Annotated in this window: 16 protein-coding genes; 13 read left to right on the top strand and 3 right to left on the bottom strand. The window is 73.3% G+C overall.

Annotated features, from left to right (window positions below; genetic code table 11):
* The first annotated feature begins 22 nt into the window (after positions 1-22).
* Both GY42_RS20135 and GY42_RS10040 read left to right on the top strand, forming a co-directional pair.
* Entirely contained in the window at positions 23-904 is an 882-nt protein-coding gene (locus tag GY42_RS20135) for a methyl-accepting chemotaxis protein (protein WP_046530811.1), read from the top strand.
* 106 nt (positions 905-1,010) lie between these two features.
* Positions 1,011-2,051, top strand: coding sequence for an aldo/keto reductase (locus tag GY42_RS10040; protein WP_046529224.1), 1,041 nt, complete (start codon positions 1,011-1,013; stop codon positions 2,049-2,051).
* 52 nt (positions 2,052-2,103) lie between these two features.
* On the opposite strand, the gene GY42_RS10035 is transcribed toward GY42_RS10040, so the two are convergent.
* A complete protein-coding gene (locus GY42_RS10035; protein WP_160309406.1) occupies positions 2,104-2,769 on the bottom strand; it encodes a GntR family transcriptional regulator in 666 nt (221 codons plus the stop codon).
* 175 nt (positions 2,770-2,944) lie between these two features.
* On the opposite strand from GY42_RS10035, the gene GY42_RS10030 reads away from it, so the two are divergent.
* The 5 genes from GY42_RS10030 to GY42_RS10010 all read left to right on the top strand — a co-directional run bounded on the left by GY42_RS10030 (position 2,945) and on the right by GY42_RS10010 (position 7,906).
* Positions 2,945-3,787: an ABC transporter ATP-binding protein gene (locus tag GY42_RS10030; RefSeq protein WP_201775262.1), complete on the top strand. Its 843-nt coding sequence runs from the start codon at positions 2,945-2,947 to the stop codon at positions 3,785-3,787.
* Entirely contained in the window at positions 3,784-4,692 is a 909-nt protein-coding gene (locus GY42_RS10025; protein ID WP_082131460.1) for an ABC transporter permease, read from the top strand. The genes GY42_RS10030 and GY42_RS10025 overlap by 4 nt, the downstream gene beginning before the upstream one ends.
* A 130-nt stretch (positions 4,693-4,822) precedes the next feature.
* Positions 4,823-5,845: an ABC transporter substrate-binding protein gene (locus GY42_RS10020; RefSeq protein ID WP_046529223.1), complete on the top strand. Its 1,023-nt coding sequence runs from the start codon at positions 4,823-4,825 to the stop codon at positions 5,843-5,845.
* A 28-nt stretch (positions 5,846-5,873) separates the two neighbouring features.
* Complete coding sequence (locus GY42_RS10015) at positions 5,874-6,515, top strand: cysteine hydrolase family protein (RefSeq protein WP_046529222.1); 642 nt, start codon at positions 5,874-5,876, stop codon at positions 6,513-6,515.
* An 89-nt stretch (positions 6,516-6,604) separates the two neighbouring features.
* Entirely contained in the window at positions 6,605-7,906 is a 1,302-nt protein-coding gene (locus GY42_RS10010) for an MFS transporter (RefSeq protein ID WP_046529221.1), read from the top strand.
* Between the two features lie 50 nt (positions 7,907-7,956).
* Here the strand turns inward: GY42_RS10010 and GY42_RS10005 are convergent, their stop codons facing one another.
* Complete coding sequence (locus GY42_RS10005) at positions 7,957-10,014, bottom strand: alpha-glucuronidase (protein ID WP_046530807.1); 2,058 nt, start codon at positions 10,012-10,014, stop codon at positions 7,957-7,959.
* Between the two features lie 5 nt (positions 10,015-10,019).
* Positions 10,020-11,255, bottom strand: coding sequence for a D-mannonate dehydratase ManD (gene manD, locus GY42_RS10000; protein WP_046529220.1), 1,236 nt, complete (start codon positions 11,253-11,255; stop codon positions 10,020-10,022).
* Positions 11,256-11,400: 145 nt separating this feature from the next.
* On the opposite strand from manD, the gene GY42_RS09995 reads away from it, so the two are divergent.
* The 6 genes from GY42_RS09995 to GY42_RS09970 all read left to right on the top strand — a co-directional run bounded on the left by GY42_RS09995 (position 11,401) and on the right by GY42_RS09970 (position 19,037).
* Entirely contained in the window at positions 11,401-12,447 is a 1,047-nt protein-coding gene (locus GY42_RS09995; protein ID WP_046529219.1) for a LacI family DNA-binding transcriptional regulator, read from the top strand.
* 347 nt (positions 12,448-12,794) lie between these two features.
* On the top strand, positions 12,795-14,303 hold the full coding sequence (locus tag GY42_RS09990) for an alpha-N-arabinofuranosidase (RefSeq protein ID WP_046529218.1): 1,509 nt from the start codon (positions 12,795-12,797) through the stop codon (positions 14,301-14,303).
* 46 nt (positions 14,304-14,349) lie between these two features.
* Positions 14,350-15,348 carry an ABC transporter substrate-binding protein gene (locus tag GY42_RS09985; RefSeq protein ID WP_046529217.1) on the top strand — a complete coding sequence of 333 codons (999 nt, stop codon included), beginning with the start codon at positions 14,350-14,352 and terminating at the stop codon, positions 15,346-15,348.
* A gap of 77 nt (positions 15,349-15,425) precedes the next feature.
* Positions 15,426-16,973, top strand: coding sequence for a sugar ABC transporter ATP-binding protein (locus tag GY42_RS09980; RefSeq protein WP_046529216.1), 1,548 nt, complete (start codon positions 15,426-15,428; stop codon positions 16,971-16,973).
* Complete coding sequence (locus GY42_RS09975; protein ID WP_046529215.1) at positions 16,973-17,983, top strand: ABC transporter permease; 1,011 nt, start codon at positions 16,973-16,975, stop codon at positions 17,981-17,983. Before GY42_RS09980 ends, GY42_RS09975 begins: the two co-directional genes overlap by 1 nt.
* Before the next feature lie 10 nt (positions 17,984-17,993).
* On the top strand, positions 17,994-19,037 hold the full coding sequence (locus GY42_RS09970; RefSeq protein WP_052748300.1) for an ABC transporter permease: 1,044 nt from the start codon (positions 17,994-17,996) through the stop codon (positions 19,035-19,037).
* Positions 19,038-19,043 lie beyond the last annotated feature (6 nt).

Genomic DNA, 19,043 nt, shown 5'->3' with positions numbered 1-19,043 from the left:
CCGTCCCGCGCCGACCGGGACCGTGCCCGCACCGTCCGCGGCGCCGGACGACCGGGCCGCCGGCCCGGACCCGCAGGCCGAGGCGCTCGCCGCCGTCGTCGACACGCTGCGCGCCGCGAGCCGTGGCGACCTCGAGCGCCGCGTCCCCGAGCTGCCCGGCACGACGCTCGGCCCGGTGCGCGAGTCCCTCAACGACCTGCTGGACGTCGTCGACACGTTCGTCCGCGAGGCCGCCGCGACGCTCGGCGCGGCCGCCGAGGGCCGCTACCACCGCCGGCTGCTGCAGCGCGGCCTGCAGGGCGCGTACCGCGACGCCGCGAGCCGCATCGACGCGGGGCGCGACATGCTCGCGACCGCGCACGCCGACCGAGCCGCGCAGGAGGCGCGGCTCGTCTCCGAGACCGGCCGGGTGTCCGGGCTCGTGGCGCAGGCGTCGGGCGAGCTCGCGTCCTCGGCGCACGCCGTCGCGGCGTCGGCCCGCGCGGGCGCCACCGAGGTCGACCACGCGCGCACGATCATGGCCGAGCTCGAGCGCACGTCGGCGCAGATCGACGCGGCCGCCGCGCTGATCCGCACGGTCGCGTCGCGCACGCGGCTGCTCGCGCTCAACGCGACCATCGAGGCGGCGCGCGCCGGCGACGCGGGCCGCGGGTTCGCCGTCGTCGCCTCGGAGGTCCGGACGCTGGCCGACGAGGTCACCGGCAACTCCGCGCAGATCGCCGACGAGGTCGCGGCCGCGCAGGCCGCCTCGACGGCCGCCGTCGCGGCGATGGAACGCATCGGCGTCGTCATCGACGACATGACCGGCGAGGTCGACCGCATCACGCGCGCCGCGGGCGACGACGGGCTGGGCAGCCTCGCCGGGACCCTCGAGCAGGAGGTCCTGCGCTTCTCGCGGGGATGACCGTGCGTCGGGTCGCGCGGACGGACGCGGGCCGCGCGCAGTGCGGTCGCCGTCCGGGCGGCCGCGCGGCCTAGCCTGGTGCCACCCCCACCCGCGAGGAGCGACGATGCCCAGCCTGGACCCGTACCGTGCCGCCGACGACCGGTACGCCACGATGACCTACCGCCGCACCGGGCGGTCGGGCCTCGACCTGCCCGCGCTCTCGCTGGGGCTGTGGCACAACTTCGGCGACACGACGCCGTTCGGCACGCAGCGCGACATCCTGCGGCGCGCGTTCGACCTGGGCGTCACGCACATCGACCTCGCCAACAACTACGGACCCCGGCCCGGCGCGGCCGAGGAGAACTTCGGCCGGCACCTCGCCGCCGACCTGCGGCCCTACCGCGACGAGCTCGTGATCTCGACCAAGGCCGGCTACGACATGTGGTCGGGCCCGTACCAGGACGGCGGGTCCCGCAAGTACCTGCTGCAGTCGCTCGACGCGTCGCTCACGCGCATGGGCCTGGACCACGTCGACGTCTTCTACCACCACCGCCCGGACCCCTCGACGCCGATCGAGGAGACCATGGGGGCGCTCGCGCACGCCGTGAGCAGCGGCAAGGCCCTGTACGTCGGGGTGTCCAACTACTCGCCGGCGCAGACCCGCGAGGCGCACGCCGTGCTCGCCGAGATGGGCGTGCGGCTGCTGATCCACCAGCCCAGCTACTCGATGTTCAACCGGCACGTCGAGAACGTGGGGGAGGGGCAGCGCGAGTCGCTGCTCGACGCCGTGGGCGACCTCGGCGTCGGCATGATCGTGTTCTCGCCGCTCGCGCAGGGTCTGCTCACGGGCAAGTACCTGGGCGGTGACGCGCCCGCCGGGTCGCGCGCGGCCGGCGCCAGCCCGTTTCTGTCCGACCGCTCGCTGTCGCAGACGTACCTCGCGCGGGCCCGCGCGCTGAACGAGGTCGCCGCGTCGCGCGGGCAGAGCCTCGCGCAGCTCGCGCTGTCGTGGGTGCTGCGCGACGACCGCGTGACGTCCGCGCTCATCGGCGCGAGCTCGGTCGCGCAGCTCGAGGACAACGTCGCCGCGCTGAGCGCACCGCCCCTGACCGACGCCGAGCTCGCGGCGATCGACGAGCACGCCGTCGACGGCACGGGACGCTGACGCCCGGTACCTGACGCAGGCCCGTGACCGGCCGCGGCGAGACGCGCCGCGGTCAGTCCGGCGCGCCTAGGCGCTCGCGCAGCCGGTGCGCGTCGGCGAGGTGCCGCAGCATGATCGCGGCGGCGCGGTCGCCGTCGCGCTGCGCGAACGCGTCGAGCAGCTCGCGGTGCTCGCGCGCGCTCTTCTCGCGGTCGCCGCCCTGCGCGCGCACGAGCGCCGCGAGGTAGAAGCTGCTGATCTGCCGCAGGTTGCGCAGCACCTCGCCGAGCCGCGGCGAGCGCGCGTAGGTGATGACCTCGAGGTGGAACCGGCGGTTGAGCTCGAGCCACGTCGCGTGGTCGGGCGCCGCCTCCATGTCCTGCTCCGACCGGCGCAGCGCCGCGAGCTCGGCGTCGGTGATGCGCTCGGCCGCGCGGCGGGCCGCGAGCGGCTCGAGCAGCAGCCGCATCTCGTTGATCTCGACGGCCTCGTCGAGGTCGACGTCCCGCACGGTCGCGGCGCGCTGCGGGTGCACCTCGATGAGCCCGTCGTTGGCGAGGTCGCGCATGGCCTCCCGCACGGGCGTGACGCTCGTGCCGAAGCGCTCGGCGATCTCGCCCTGCACGAGGCGCGCGCCGGGCGCGTAGACGCCCGAGAAGATCGCCTCGCGGATGCGCTCGCGGACCCAGACGTGCGCGGTGACCGGGGCGTCGGCTCGCGTCGCGTCGGTGGGGCTCACGGCGGACATGCTCGCACGCGTCGCACGGTCGCGGGCGGGCCCCGCGGGTCGGGGTCCGGCCGGGGCGAGCGTCATCGGGGCCTCCGTTACAGCGCCTTTACGTGGGACGTACGCCGGCGAAACGAGCCCGCCGTAGAACATCTATAGATTATAGAACCGACGAGAAGGAGCCCCCGTGACCACGACCCTGGCACCGGCCCCGAGCGGGTCCGCCACCGGCACGACGAGCGACGCGCAGCTCGTCGTCGAGCACGTGCACCGCCGGTTCCCCAGCCCCGAGGGCGGCACGGTCGACGCGCTCGTCGACGCCGACCTCACAGTCCGCCCCGGCGAGTTCATCTCGCTCATCGGCCCCAGCGGCTGCGGCAAGAGCACGCTGTTCAACCTCATCGCCGGGCTCGACACCCCCACCGAGGGGCGCATCCTCATCGACGGCGTCGACCGGTCCGGGCAGCAGGGCCTCGTCGGCTACATGCTCCAGAAGGACCTGCTGCTGCCGTGGCGCACCGTCCTGGAGAACGTGGTCCTCGGACTCGAGATCGGCGGCGTGCGCCGCAAGGCCGCGCAGGCCATCGCCAAGCCGCTGCTCACCACGTACGGCCTCGGCGGCTTCGAAGGCCGGTACCCCGCGCAGCTCTCGGGCGGCATGCGCCAGCGCGTCGCGCTGCTGCGCACGATCCTGTTCAACCGCGACGTGATCCTGCTCGACGAGCCGTTCGGCGCGCTCGACGCGCAGACCCGCGAGCACATGCAGGAGTGGCTCCTCGACCTGTGGGACGACTTCCAGAAGACCGTCCTGTTCGTCACGCACGACATCGACGAGGCCATCTACCTGTCCGACCGCGTCGTCGTGATGTCCGCCCGACCCGGGCGGATCGTCGCGAGCTTCGACGTCCCCCTCGACCGGCCCCGCAAGCCGTCGGTCGTCACGAGCGCCGAGTTCGTCCGCCTCAAGGCCGACGCGCGCGAGCTGCTCAACGGCGCCCACCGGACCCACGACGCCCAGGAGACCCGATGACCGCCACGGCCACCACACCCGCCACGACCCCGCCGGCCGGCTCCGCGGCCGCGCCCGTCACCGCGCAGGACTCGCTGCGCGAGCTCGGCCGCCTGCGCAGCAGCGTGCTCCCGGTCGTCCGGCGCCGCCGCGGCGCGAGCGAGCCCAGCTCCTGGAGCGTCAACCTGCTGCGCGTCGGGGTGGTCGTCGCGGTGCTCGCGGGCTGGGAGCTCGGCGTGCGGGCCGGCTGGATCGACGCGTTCTTCTGGAGCCAGCCCTCGCGCATCTGGGACACCGCGGTCGTCGCGTTCACGCAGGGCGGGATCCTCGCCGACGTGCGGTTCACGTTCACGTCGACCGTGCTCGGCTTCGTCATCGGCGTCACGGGCGGCGTGGTCCTCGGGCTGTCGTTCTGGTGGTCGCGGCGCTACGCGCTGGTCGCCGAACCGCTCGTCATCGCGTTCGAGGCGATGCCCAAGCTCGCGCTCGCGCCGATCGTCGTGCTGGTGCTCGGCCTCGGCATGGGGTCGAAGGTCGCGATGGCGACGGCTCTGGTCATCGTCATCCAGACGCTCAACACGTACGCCGCCGTGCGGTCGGTCGACAAGGACCTCACGACGCTCCTGTACTCGCTGGGCGCGTCGCGCTGGCAGGTGTTCCGCAAGGTCGTCGTCCCCTCGACCCTGCCGTGGATCGCGTCCAGCCTGCGCGTGGGCATCGGCCTCGCGCTCACCGGCGCGATCGTCGGCGAGTACATCGGCTCCAACGCGGGCCTCGGCCGGATGATCCACTACGCCGGCTCGACGTACGACATCGCGCTCATCTGGGTCGGCGTGTTCACGCTCGCGATCCTGTCGATGCTGCTCTACGTCGTCGTCTCCGGGCTCGAGCGGCGCCTGCTCAAGGGCCTCGCGCACACCCGCTGAGCCCTCCGCCGGCACGCGCGGCCTCCGCCCGCACGCGCCGCCCCCGCGCGTCGACCGCGCACCCCCGAACCCGGGCCCGGACCCCGCCGGCCCCGTCCCCCCGCGTCACCCCACCCTCGGAGGACCCGTCGTGAAGACCCTCTCCCGTGCTGCCCTCGTCCCGGTCGCCGCGGCCCTCGCGCTCGCCCTCGCGGCGTGCAGCCCCGGCTCCGGCACCACCACCGCCGCGGCCGCCGACGCGCCGACGTCGCTCACGCTCGCCGAGCCCGTGCACGGCGTCGGCTACCTGCCGCTCTACGCCGCGCAGGACCTCGGGTACTTCGCCGACGAGGGCCTGGACGTCGAGGTCACGACCCTGACCGGCGGCGGGCACGTCAACGCGACGCTCGCGGGCGAGGTCTTCGGGTTCATCGGCGGCCCCGAGTCCGGCGCGGTCGCCAACGTCAAGGGCGCCGACCTCGTGACCGTCGCCAACGTCGTCAACCGCGGGAACGTGTACTTCGTCGCCGCCACCGGCGAGGAACCCGCCCCGGGCGCCGACCTGGGGGAGTACCTGCGGGGCAAGACGATCGCCGGCGGCCGCTACGGCGGCACCCCCAACGCGATCCTGCGGCACGTCCTCATCGGCCTGGGGCTGGACCCCGAGACCGACGTGACGCTGCTCGAGATCGAGGACTCCAGCGCGATCCCGTCGGCCGTGCAGGCCGGGCAGGCGCAGGTCGCCGTCGTCGCCGAGCCGCAGCTGGGCCTCGGCATCCAGCAGGGACTGTGGGGCGAGCCGATCATCAACCCGCTGCAGCTGCTCGGCCCGTACGCCTACTCGTCGATCGTCGTGCCGCGCGCGACCGTCGACGACGACCCCGAGCTCGTGCAGGCGTTCGTCGACGCGCTCGCGCGGGGGCAGGAGCGCATCGAGGAGGACCGCGCGTACGCCGAGGAGCTCGCCGCCGCGCAGTTCCCGACCATGGAGCCCGCGGTGCTCGCCGCGACCCTGGACCGCGCGTACGCCGACGGCCTGTGGGGCGGCAGCGTGCTCACCGAGGAGGCCGTCGAGACCGCGCTCGAGGTCGCCCGCAGCGGCCAGATCCTCGACGACTCCGCCGTCCCCCAGACGTTCGACGTCATCGCCGACACCCGGTTCGTCCAGGACTGACCCCCACCACCACCCGGAAGGACCCCCCATGACGTACCCCACCTCCCGCTTCGCGCCCGGCACGGCCGCCGTCGTCGTGGTCGACGTGCAGAACGACTTCTGCGACCCCGCCGGTGCGTGCGCGCAGCGCGGCAGCGACGTGGCCGGCGCGGTCGCGATGGTGCCGCGGCTCGAGCGGTTCCTCGACGCGGCCCGCGCGGCCGGCGTGCTCGTCGTGTTCATCCAGACGACGCACGACGCGACGACGAACTCCCCGGCGTGGCTCGCGCGCCGCGGCGACCCGGTGCCCGGTGCGCCGACGCCGGTCGCGACGTGCGCGACCGGCACGTGGGGCGCCGAGTTCTACCGCGTCGCGCCGCAGCCCGGCGAGCCGGTCGTGGTCAAGCACCGGTACTCGGCGTTCGCGGGCACGAACCTCGACGTCGTCCTGCGCAGCGCGGGCGTCGACTCGCTCCTGCTCACGGGCGTCTCGACCAACGTGTGCGTCGAGTCCACGCTGCGCGACGGGCTGTTCGCGGAGTACCGCGTGACGCTCGTCGAGGACTGCGCCGCGAGCTTCGAGCCCGAGGCGCACGCGGCCACGGTCGCGAACGTCGAGCAGTACTTCGGCGTCGTCGCCACGAGCGAGGAGATCGGCGCGACGTGGTCGGCGCTCTCCCGCGCCGCGTGAGCACGGGACGCCCCGGCACGGCTCGCCCAGGCACGGTTCGCTCAGGCACGGCTCGCGCGGGCGGCCGACGCGCGGGCACGGACCGGCCGGTGCGCCCCGCGCGCGCCGGCCGGTCGGCCTCCGCGCTGCTCGCGGTGCTCGGCGTGACCTACTGGGCGGCGCACACCATGCTCCGCCCGCTGATCGGCCCGTACGTGCTGGCCGGCGGCGGCAGCGAGCAGCAGGCGAGCCTCGCGCTCGCGTCGTTCGCGATCCTGCCGACGCTGCTCGCGATCCCGCTGGGCGCGCTGACCGACCGCTGGGGCGTGCGCACGCTGCTCGTCGTGGGCGGCGCGACCATGGCGGTCGGCGGCGGCGTCCTGGTCCTGCCTCTCGGGCTGCCGGGCGTCGTCGCGAGCCAGGCGGTGATCGGTGTCGGGACGCTCGCGGTGTGGGTGAGCCTGCAGACCGTGGCGACCCTGCCGCAGTCGGCCGACGAGGCGCCGCGTGCGCGCAACGCGCGGCTCGCGACGTTCTCGCTGTTCCTCGCTGCCGGGCAGGCGGTCGGTCCCGCGCTGGGCACGGGCGTCGCCGAGGTCGGCGGGTACGCCGCGAGCTTCGTGGTGTACACGGCGCTCTCGCTCGTGCTGGTCGGGCTGGGGCTCGCGGTGCGCGTCGAGCGGCCCACCCGCGGAGCCGCGCCCGTGCCCGTGCTGCGCTCGTTCCGCGACGCGGCGGCGATGGTGCGCGTGCCCGCGGTCGCGACGACGCTCGTCGTGAGCTTCACGGCGCTCGTCGTGCTCGACATCCGCACCGCCTACCACCCGCTCGTGCTGGGCCAGGCGGGCGTGCCGCAGTGGCAGGTGGGCCTGCTGCTGTCGGTCGCCGCGGCGGCGGCGTTCGTGTCGCGCCCGTTCTTCCCGCTCGCGATGGCGCGGCTGCGCGAGTCGACGACGGTCGGGCTCGTGCTCGTGGTGTCGTCGGTGTCGGTCGTCGCCGTCGCGTTCGTGCCGCCCGCGCCGTGGCTGCTGGCCGCGCTGGCCGCGGTCAACGGGTTCGCGCTCGGGTTCGCGCAGCCGCTCACGCTCGCGCTCATGGCCGACCACACGCCCGCCGACCGGCGGGGCCTCGCGTCGGGGCTGCGCTCGACCGCCAACCGGGGTGCGCAGCTCGCCAACCCCGCGGCGTTCGGCCTGCTCAGCGGGGTCGTGCCGCTCGTCGGGGCGTTCGGCGTGGTGGGGGGTGCGCTGCTGGTGACGTCGGTCGCGAGCACGTGGGCGCTGCGGCGCGCGGCGCGGCCGACGACGGCGCCGTCGTCCCCGGCCGAGGTCGCGCCCCCGGCCGTCGCGCGCCCGGAACCCGGCCGGGCGGCCGCAGCCCCGGCGCCGGTCGCGGTCCCCGACACGGCGTGAGGGGGTGCCGTCGGCGGACGACGGCACCCCTCACGCGTGGTCGGCGGCGGTCAGTAGATCGGGCGACCGCTCGCGTCGGGCACGCCGGACTTGCGGAAGAAGTACGTCCGCACCTGGTCGCGCCACTCGGTCGCCGAGCGCACCTGCTCGGCGAGCCGCTCGGCGACGCGCGCGTGCAGGCGGTCGTCGACGAGCCCGCGCAGGGCCTCCCAGCGCGGCACCCACGACTCGACGACGTCGACCGCGTCGGCGCGCGTGTCGTAGATGTGCTGGATGACGGTCGTGCCGCTCTTCAGCACGTGCTGGTAGGGCACGTGGTGGAAGAACAGCAGCAGCTCGTCCGGGCACGTCGCGAGGTCCTCGTACACCGCGTCCCACGGCGCCGGGTACTGGCCCGTGAACCCGGTGCCGGTCGCGACCGTGCGGTCCACGCCGAGGCCGTCGCGGTCGGCGAAGTGGTACGTGCCCCACTTGGAGTACTCGTACCCGTCGACGTTGGGCCCGTAGTGGCCGCGCAGCGGGTCGACCATGAAGCACACGCCGAGCGGCGCGGTGTACTTCTCGTAGGTGAGCCACGAGTCGTCCATGAACGCGTGCAGGGTCTCGCGCACGCGCGGGTCCGCGCCGGGGAACGTGAGGTCCAGCCACTCGTCGAGCAGCGCGACCGGGTCCGCCGACGGGTCCCACGTGAGCCGGCCGTACGCGTACAGGTTGGCCTGCGCGAGCGGGTGCCCGGTCCAGAACTCGTCGTCGCCGACGTTGGACACGGCCGTGATGCCGCCGGCCCGCAGGTCGGCGCCCTCGGGGGTGCCGGGGCCGGGGACGCCCGACGCGATGCTCGCGACGGTGCGCGTCGCGTTCTCCGCGAGCGGGAAGTTGAGCACCTCCGACCACAGCGGCCCCAGGTAGCACACGTGCTTCTGGTGGCCCGTGTACTCCTGGGTCACCTGCAGCTCGACCGCGACCCGCGTGCGCGGCATGGCCGCGATCACGGGGGACACGGCCTCGCGCACCTGGAAGTCCAGCGGCCCGTACTTCACCTGCAGCACGACGTTGTCGTCGAACCGGCCGTCGAGCGGCGCGAAGTGGTCGTAGGCCGCGCGCGCGCGGTCGGTGCGCCGGTCGCGCCAGTCCTGCTCGTGGTTGTACACGAACGCACGCCAGAACACCGTGCCGCCGTGCGGCGCGACCGCGCGGGCCAGCAGGTTCGCGCCGTCGGCGTGGTCCCGCCCGTACGCGAACGGCCCCGGCTGCCCCTCGGAGTCCGCCTTGACGACGAACCCGCCGAAGTCGGGGATCGCCGCCCACACGCGGTCGGCCGTCGCGGCCCACCACGCCTGCACGTCGGGGTCCAGCGGGTCGTTGGTCGCGAGCCCGCCCAGGCGCATGGGCGACCCGAACGACACCGACAGGTACGTGCGCACGCCGTGCGGGCGGAACACGTCGGCGACGCGCGCGACGTCCGCGAGCCCGTCCGTCAGCAGCCGCGCCTCGGTGGCGTGCACGTTGACGTTGTTGATCGCGACGGCGTTGATGCCGATCGACCCGAGCAGCCGCGCGTAGTCGGCCACGCGGGACAGGTCGTCGCGCACCCGGCCGTCGGCGTAGAAGATCGACCCGCCCGCGTACCCGCGCTCGACCTGCCCCATCACGGGGTGCACGTCGATGTTGTCCCAGTGGTCGAGCATCCGCACGGGCGCGCCGGGCGCCTCGACGACGGGCGCGTGGTCGTCGCCGAACGCGCGCTCGCCGAGGCGGACGACGTCGTGCAGGCCGTAGAGCAGGCCCGCGGCGCCGCCGGCGACGACGGTCGTGACACCTCCGGAGCGCCGGCGGGTGAACCCCTCGGGGTGCTGGGTCCCGTCGGCCACGACGCCGAGCACGAGGTCGTGGTGCCGATCGTCCGCGGCGTCGCCCGCGTCGACCACGGTGAGCGCGCCGCCGTGCGCGGCGGTCGCGCGCCGCAGCTCGGCGACGACGGTCTCGCCGACGGGGCCCGCGTCGGGCCCGACGGCGACGAGCACGCGTCGCGAGCCGACGGGTGCGAACGCCGCGTCGGGCAGCCACGCGGGGTGGACGGGCGGGGGGCCGGTGGTGCGGTCGGTCATGGCGGTCACCAGTCGTGCACCGTCCCGTCCTTGAGTCGGTTGAACGGCAGGTACGCCGCCTGGTACGGGTGGCGCGCGGCCGCCTCGTCGTCGTGCTCGACGCCCAGACCGGGCGCGTCACCGGGGTGCAGGTAGCCGTCCTCGAACGTGAACGACGTGCGGAACACCTCGTGCGTCGTCGCCGAGTGCTGCATGTACTCCTGGATCCCGAAGTTGTGGATCGCGAGGTCCAGGTGCAGCGCCGCGGCCATGCCGACGGGCGAGATGTCGGTGGGCCCGTGGATGCCGGACTTGATCTGGTACTGCGCGGCGTAGTCGAAGATGCGGCGCAGCGCGCTGATGCCGCCGGTGTGCGTGACGGCCGAGCGCACGTAGTCGATGAGCTGCTCGCGGATCAGCGTCTGGTAGTCCCACACGGTGTTGAAGACCTCGCCGATCGCGAGCGGCGTCGTCGTGTGGTGGCGCACCAGTCGCAGCGCGTCCTGGTTCTCGGCGGGCGTGCAGTCCTCGAGCCAGAACAGGTCGTACGGCTCGAGGTCCTTGCCGAGGCGCGCGGCCTGGATGGGCGTCATGCGGTGGTGGCCGTCGTGCAGCAGCGGCAGCTCGGGGCCGAACTCGTTGCGCACGGCCTCGAAGACCTGCGGGATGTGCCGCAGGTAGGCGCGCGTGTCCCAGTCCTCCTCGGCGGGCAGCGGCGCGCGCTGCGCGGGCTCGTAGTCGTACCGGCCCGACGACGACGGCTGCGCGGCGACGCCGTACACGGCGTCGATGCCGGGCACGGACGTCTGCACGCGGATCGAGCGGAAGCCCGCGTCGAGGTGCTCGCGGATCGAGTCGAACAGCTCGGGAAGGTCACGGCCGGACGCGTGCCCGTACGCCATGAGACCGTTGCGCGACGCGCCACCGAGCAGCTGGTACAGCGGCAGCCCGGCGATCTTGGCCTTGATGTCCCACAGCGCGACGTCGACCGCGGCGATCGCGGCCATCGTCACGGGACCCCGGCGCCAGTACGCCGAGCGGTAGAGGAACTGCCAGGTGTCCTCGATCTTGTGCGCGTCCCTGCCGATGAGGAGGGGGACCACGTGGTCGGTGAGGTAGCTCGCGACGGACAGCTCGCGTCCGTTGAGCGTCGCGTCCCCCAGGCCGACCACGCCGTCCTCGGTGACGACGCGAAGGGTGACGAAGTTGCGGCCTGGGCTGGACACCAGCACCTCGGCGGTGCGGATGGCGGTGCCGGACATCGGGATGGCTCCTTCCGCCCGTCCGCGACGTCGCGGCGGGCACTGGTGAGACTAGGCCTCGACACGGTAGGCTGGCAATCGTTTGCCAGCAACAGCGGCCCCGCGCACCGTCGCACGGGGTCCGACGAGCACACCGGGAGGGTGCATGGCCGTCCGGCGCCAGCCCACGTTGCGTGACATCGCCGCGGCCGCGGGGGTCGCCGTCTCGACCGCCTCGCGCGCCCTCACGCGCCCCGGTCGCGTCAACGCCGACACCGCCGAACGCGTCATGGCCGTGGCCAAGGAGCTCGGCTACATCCCGAGCGCGTCGGCCCGTGCGCTGCTGTCCGGGCGGACCGCCACCGTCGCGCTCGTGCTCCCCGACGTCACCAACCCCGTGTTCTTCGGCCTCGTGCGCGGCACGTCGGCGCGACTGCGGGAGTCCGGGTACGTGCAGGTGCTCGCGGACACGGAGGAGTCGGTGGAGGTCGAGGCCGACACGCTGCGCAAGCTGCGGGGCCAGGTCGACGGCGCCGTGCTCGCCGCCTCGCGTCTCACCGACGAGCAGATCGCGGCCGCCGCGGCCGACCTCGCGCTCGTCGTCGTCAACCGCACGATCCCCGGGACGCCGGGCGTGCTGCTCGACACCGCGGGCGGCATGGTGCAGGCCATCGAGCACCTCGCCGCGCTCGGTCACACGCGCATCGCCTACGCGGGCGGCCCCGCGACGTCGTGGTCCGACCGGCGCCGCCGCGAGGCGCTCGTCCCCGCGGCCGAGCGGCTCGGCGTCGAGCTCGTCGTGCACGGCCCGTACTCGCCGGTGCGCGACTCCGGGCCCGCCGCGGCGGACGCCGCGCTCGCGGCCGGGGTCACCGCCGTCATGGCGTTCAACGACCTGCTCGCGTTCGGCATCCTCGAACGGCTCGACGCGCTCGGCGTCGACGTCCCCGGGCGCATGAGCGTCACGGGCTGCGACGACATCTTCGGCTCCGACCTCGTCCGCCCCGCGCTGACCACCGTGCGCTCGCCCGTCGAGCGCGCCGGACGCATGGCCGCCGACCTGCTCCTCGCGCGCCTCGACGGCGACGGGAACGGCGCCGACGACGCGGACGGCGACGCGCAGGACGACGCCGAGGGCGCCGTGACCGCCGAGCCCGTGCTCATGCCGACGGACCTCGTGCAGCGCGCGTCGACGGGCCGCCCGACCGTCTGACCGCCCCGAACGAACGCCCCGACGCCGCCCGGCGTCGGGGCGTTCGTCGTCATGCCCGAGGTTCACGGACCCCCGAGGCAGAGGTGTACATCGCACGGATGCGCCGATGTACGTCGACGTGCGAGGTGGTCGGCGCGAGCGGGCTGCGCGGCGCCCCGCTCGGACTCGTCCCGGCGCCGATCCGTCCTCGCTCGCCGGGGTGGGGTGCTCCGGCGTCCAGATCACGGTTCAGAAACGACTGTCGTACGTACGACAACTGCGTGTTAGCGTACGACAACCGCCAGCGACGGCGGCAGCACAGGCGAAACCGGGGGCGCTCGCCGACACGTCATCGAAGGAGATGAGCAATGAGCGTCATCCGGGTGGACGCCACACGCGTGCTCGGACGCGTCGACCGACGGCTGTTCGGCGGGTTCGTCGAGCACCTCGGCCGCAGCATCTACGGCGGGCTCTACGAGCCCGGTTCGCCGCACGCCGACGAGCACGGGTTCCGGTCCGACGTCGTCGCGGCCCTCAAGGACCTGCGGGTCCCGGTGCTGCGCTGGCCGGGCGGCAACTTCGTCAGCAACTACCACTGGACCGACGGCATCGGCCCGTTCGAGGACCGCCCCACCCGCATGGAGCTGGCCTGGCACCTCACCGAGAGCAACCACGTCGGCACCGACGAGTTCCTGCGCTGGTGCGAGCGCGAGGGCATCGAGCCGTTCCTGTGCGTGAACATGGGCTCCGGGTCGCTCGACGAGGCGCAGTCCTGGGTCGAGTACTGCAACGCGCCCGTCGGCACCTACTGGGCGGACCTGCGCGCCGCCAACGGGCACCCCGAGCCGTACGGCGTGAAGCTCTGGGCTCTCGGCAACGAGATGTACGGCTCCTACCAGGTCGGCTCGCTGCCGGCCGAGCAGTACGTGGTCAAGGCGCGGCAGTTCGCCGCCGTCATGAAGCGCACCGACCCCTCGATCCAGCTCATCGCGTGCGGCAAGGACGGCCTCGACGAGTGGGACCGCATCGTCCTCGAGGGTCTCGCCGACATCGTCGACATGCACTCCATCCACACGTACACCGGGTCGCCGAACTACTGGGTCAACCAGTTCGCGCCCTACCAGGCCGAGCGCGCGCTCACGCGCATGCGCGCACTCATCGACGACGTCGCCTACCGCAAGGGCCTCGACAAGAAGGTCCGCATCTCGTACGACGAGTGGAACGTCTGGTACCGCTACACCGAGGGCATCTTCGCGCCGTCGGACCAGCCGCCGCTCGAGGAGCGGTACGACCTCGGCGACGCGCTCGCGGTGTCCACCTACCTCAACATCTTCCTGCGGCACTGCGACCTCATCGGCATGGCCAACCTCGCGCAGATGGTCAACGTCATCGCGCCGATCTTCACGCGCACCGACAGCCTGTTCCTGCAGACGATCTACCACCCGTTCCGGCTGTACTCCGAGCACACGCAGGCGCTGTCGGTCGACACGTTCGTCGACGGCCCCACGCACGTGCTCGAGGAGCGTCCCGAGTGGGAGCACTGGATCTGGCGGGCCCCGGTGTCCGACATGAACCCGTTCCAGATGCTCGACGCCAGCGCGACCCGTGACGAGGACGGCACGACGGTCACCGTGACGGTCGTCAACCGGGACCGCGAGAACGCGGTCGACGCGCGCCTCGACCTCGTGGCCGCGCAGGTCACCGGCCTGGCGCAGGTCTCGACCGTGGTCGGCCCCGAGCCCTACGCGACCAACGACTTCGACCACCCCGAGACCGTGCACGTCGTCGAGGACCAGGTCGACCTGCGTGGTGACGCCACGTACCGCTTCGCCCCGCACAGCACGACCGTGCTGCGCATCCCCCTCGCGCTCGTCTGAGCGCGCGGATCCGAACGCACCACAGGAACAGAGAGGTTCTGAGGACATGAAGAAGCGCATCGCAGCGCTCGCGGTGGCCGTCGCGCTGCTCGCATCGGCCTGCACGACGGGGAGCCCCTCGGCGTCGGGGGGGAACGCCGAGCCCGGCTCGCTGCCCACGCTCGAGCAGAAGGACACCTACACGATCGGGTTCTCGGCCCAGCAGTCCGACCACCCGTGGACGATCGCGCTCAACGAGTCGATCAAGTCGGAGGCCGAGAAGCGCGGCCACAAGGTCGTCACGACCGACGCGCAGGGCTCGACCGCCAAGCAGGTGTCGGACGTCGAGTCGCTCATCGCCCAGCAGGTCGACGTGATCGTCATCAGCCCGCGCGAGGAGAAGCCGCTCGCCGAGGCGACCATCAAGGCGCGCGACGCGGGCATCCCGGTGTTCATCGTCGACCGGAAGGTCGACACGTCGGTCGCCGAGCCCGGCAAGGACTACGTCGCCTACATCGGCTCCGACTTCGTCGCCGAGGGTCGCGCCGCCGGCGAGTGGCTCGTCAAGCGACTCGACGGGACGGGCAAGATCATCGAGCTCACGGGCACGACGGGGTCGTCGGCCGCCGACGACCGGCACAAGGGCTTCATGGAGGCGCTCGAGGGCTCGAGCATCGAGATCGTCGCGTCGCAGGACGGCGACTTCGTGCGGGACAACGGGCGTCAGCTCATGGAGACGCTCATCCAGCAGTACCCCGACGTCGACGGCGTCTTCGCGCACAACGACGAGATGATGCTCGGCGCCATCACGGCCATGACCGCCGCCAGCAAGAAGCCGGGCACCGACATCGCGACCGTCTCCGTCGACGGCCAGAAGGAGGCCCTGCAGGCGATCGTCGACGGCACGCTCGGCGCGACCGCGGAGTGCAACCCGCGCTTCGGCCCCGCCGTGCTCGACGCCATCGAGGCCTACGGCAAGGGCGAGAAGGTCACGCCCGAGCAGGTCAACACCGACGCGTTCTACGACGCGTCGAACGCCGCGGCCGAGCTGCCGAACGCCTTCTGACCCACCGGCCGGCGCCCCGGCCCGCCCGCCACGAGCGGTGCGGGCCGGGCGTCGGCACTCACAGATCGGTCACCACCATGGAGAACGCGCCACTGCTGCGCATGGCAGGGGTGAAGAAGGCCTTCGCGGGCACGATCGCCCTGAGCCAGGGCGACCTCACCGTGCAGCGCGGTGAGGTGCACGCCCTCATGGGCCAGAACGGAGCGGGCAAGTCGACGCTCATCAAGGCCCTCACCGGCGTCGTCGCACCCGACGCCGGCACGATCGAGCTCGACGGGGTGCCCGTCGCGTTCCGCTCGCCGCACGACGCCCAGCGCGGTGGCGTCAGCCCCATCTACCAGGAGATCAACCTGGTGGGGCTGCGCACCATCGCCGAGAACGTGTTCCTCGGCAAGGAGCTGCGGCGCGGCCCCTTCCTTGCCCGTCGGGCCATGGAGGAGCAGGCCGCCGAGCTGCTGCGGCGGGTCGGCGTCGACGCCGACCCGCGGCTGCCGCTCGACGCCGTCAGCACCGCGACCCAGCAGATGGTCGCGATCGCCCGCGCGCTGTCGTTCGAGTCGCGGCTGCTGATCATGGACGAGCCGACGTCGTCGCTGCACGACCGCGAGGTCGACACGCTGTTCGAGGTCATCTCGGGCCTGCGCGACGACGGCGTGTCCGTCGTGTTCGTCAGCCACAAGCTCGACGAGCTCTACCGGATCTGCGACGCCGTGACGATCCTGCGCGACGGCCGGACGGTCCGCTCCGGGTCGCTGCGGGAGATCAGCCGCATCGAGCTCGTCTCGACGATGCTGGGACGCGCGCCCGAGACCATCGAGACCGCCGGGCAGACCGCGTTCGTGCGCGCCGGCAACCCCGACGCGTCCGCACCGGTGCTGCTCGACGTGCGCAACGTCGCCTCGGGCGACCTGTGCCGCGACGCGTCGTTCACGCTGCACGCGGGCGAGGTGGTCGGCGTCGCCGGGCTGCTCGGCTCGGGTCGCAGCGAGCTCGCGGGCGCCGTCTACGGCGCGCAGCCGCGGACGGCCGGTGACGTCGAGCTCGACGGCGCCGAGCACACGCCGCGCTCGGCGCGCGACGGCCTGCGTGCGGGGCTCGCGCTCACGCCCGAGGACCGCAAGGTCACGGGCCTCGTCGGTCAGATGAGCATCGCCGAGAACGTCACCCTGTCGATCCTCGACCGGGTGAGCCGCTGGGGCGTCGTCGACGAGAAGGCCGAGGCCGAGCTGGTCGGGCGCTACGTCAAGCGGCTCGGCATCAAGGCGTCGGGGCAGGACCAGCCGGTGGACCAGCTGTCCGGAGGCAACCAGCAGAAGGTGCTGCTGGCGCGGTCGCTCGCGTCGACGCCGCGCGTCCTCATCCTCGACGAGCCGACGCGCGGCGTGGACGTCGGGGCCAAGCAGGAGATCCAGCGGCTCGTGTCCGAGCTGGTCGCGGAGAAGAAGGACGTCGGGGTCCTCATGATCTCGTCGGAGATGGAGGAGATCATCGAGGGCTCGAACCGGATCATGGTGATGCGCGACGGCGTGACCGTCGCGTTCCTCGACGCCGGGTCCGTCACCAACGGCCAGCTCATGATGTACATGGCCTCGGGCGGCGCGCGCGAGTCGGCGGAGGTCGCGTGATGGCCACCACCCTCGCATCGCAGGCGTCCGTCGACAACCTGCGCCGCCAGTCCTGGATCCGCCGGCGCGACCTGCTCGCGACCAACGGCGTGTGGGTCGCGCTGATCGGCCTCGTGCTGTTCAACGTGGTCGCGACCCGCGGCTTCGTGTCGGTGCAGACCCTGCAGACCAACCTCGGCCAGATGGCCACCGTCGGCATCTGCGCCGTGGGCCTCACCCTCGTCATGGCCACCGGTGGTATCGACCTGTCGGTCGGCTCGCTCATGGCCGTCGCGGGGGCCTCCGCGGGCGTGCTCGTGCTCGCGGCGCCCGCGGTGCTCGACGTCCCCGTGCTCGGCCTCGTGCTCGTGGTCCTCACCGGCATGGCCGCCGCGGCGGTGCTCGGCGCGGTGAACGGGTACCTCGTGGGTCACCTGCGGATCCAGCCGATCGTCGCGACGCTCGTCGTCATGATCACCGCGCGCGGCATCGCGCAGATGGTCACCAGCGGGCGTCTCTACACCGTCGAGAACGACTCCGTGGTGTGGCTCGGGCGGGGTTCGATCCTGGGCCTGCCCGTCATGGCGTGGGTCATGCTCGTCGTCGTCGTGGTCGCGAGCTGGGTCGCCCGGCGCACCGTCCTGGGGCGGCGCATCGTCGCCGTCGGCGGCAACGAGACCGCCGCGGCGCTCGCGGGCATCCCCGTGCGGCGCACGATCACCACCGTCTACGTCGTGGCTGCCGCGCTCGCGGGCCTCGCGGCGCTGCTCAGCGTGGGCGTCAACGGCACGGTCGACACGGCGAACCTCGGGCTCGGGTACGAGTTCACGGTCATCAGCGCGGTCGTCGTCGGCGGCACCGCGCTGACCGGCGGGCGCCCCCGCATCTGGGGGAGCATCGCGGGGGTCGCGCTGCTGCAGCTGCTCGGCTTCACGCTGGCCAGCCACGACGTGGCCAAGGAGGTCGCGTCCCTCGTCCAGGCGGCGGTCATCGTCGCGGCGGTCACCACCCAGCTCCGGCGACGTCGGTAGGGAGACGCACATGAGCACCTCACAGACCCTCCCGGCACCTGCCGCCCCCGCACCCGCGGGTGCAGGCGGACCGGCCCGCCGCGCGTGGCGCGCGGTCACGTCGCGGCCCACCACCGCGATCCTCGCGGGTGTCCTCGCGCTCGTCGCGGTCGCGATGCCGCAGTTCTACAACCCGTACAACGTCGTCGCGATGCTCGGCTCGCAGGACCTCGTGTGCATCGGCCTCATGGCCATCGGTGCGACCTTCGTCATCTCGGCGGGGGAGATGGACCTCTCGCTGGCGGGCGTGTGCGTCGCGTCGAGCATCGTCGCGGGCCTGCTGGCCCCGCAGGGCGGTCTCGTCGCGGTCGCGGGCGCGGTCGGGCTCGGCCTCGTCGCGGGGCTCGTCAACGGGCTGCTCGTCGGCCGGCTCGGGCTGCCGTCGTTCATCGTGACGCTCGCGATGCTGATGGCGCTGCGCGGCCTGTCGCTCATCATGGCGGGCAACGGGCGCGTGCCCGTCGACCGCGGGTTCGGGCTCGTGACCTTCTACAACACGCGCGTCGGCCTCGTGCCGCTCGTGTTCGTGGTGTTCGCGCTCATCGCCGTGCTCGCGAGCCTCGCGTACACGCGCACGTCGTTCGGCACGCACGTGCTGGCGGTCGGCGGCGACCGGCGGTCCGCCGAGATGATGGGCCTGCGTTCCGGGCGCATCCAGATCGCCGTGTTCGTGGTCTCGGGCGCGCTGTCGGGTCTCGCGGGCGCGTTCCTGCTGGCCAAGACGACGACCGGCAACCCGCTCGAGGCGCAGGGCTGGGAGCTCACCGCGATCGCGGCGGTCGTCCTGGGCGGCACGCTGCTGAGCGGCGGGCGGGGATCGGTCAGCGCGACCATCTCGGGCGTCGCGCTGCTGGCGATCGTCTTCCAGATCCTCAACTACGTCAACGGCATGGGCCTGGAGATCAACACGTACCTGCAGAACGTGATCCGCGGACTGTTCATCCTCGCGGTCGTGGTGATCCAGGCGGTCGCGCTGCGGCGTCGGTCGTCCGCCCCACGGGTCCGCGCGGCCTGACGTCCA

The sequence above is a fragment of the Cellulomonas sp. FA1 genome (genome assembly GCF_000986825.1).
GTDB classification, from domain to species: Bacteria; Actinomycetota; Actinomycetes; order Actinomycetales; family Cellulomonadaceae; genus Cellulomonas; species Cellulomonas iranensis.
This window is presented reverse-complemented; position numbering and strand designations above follow the sequence as displayed.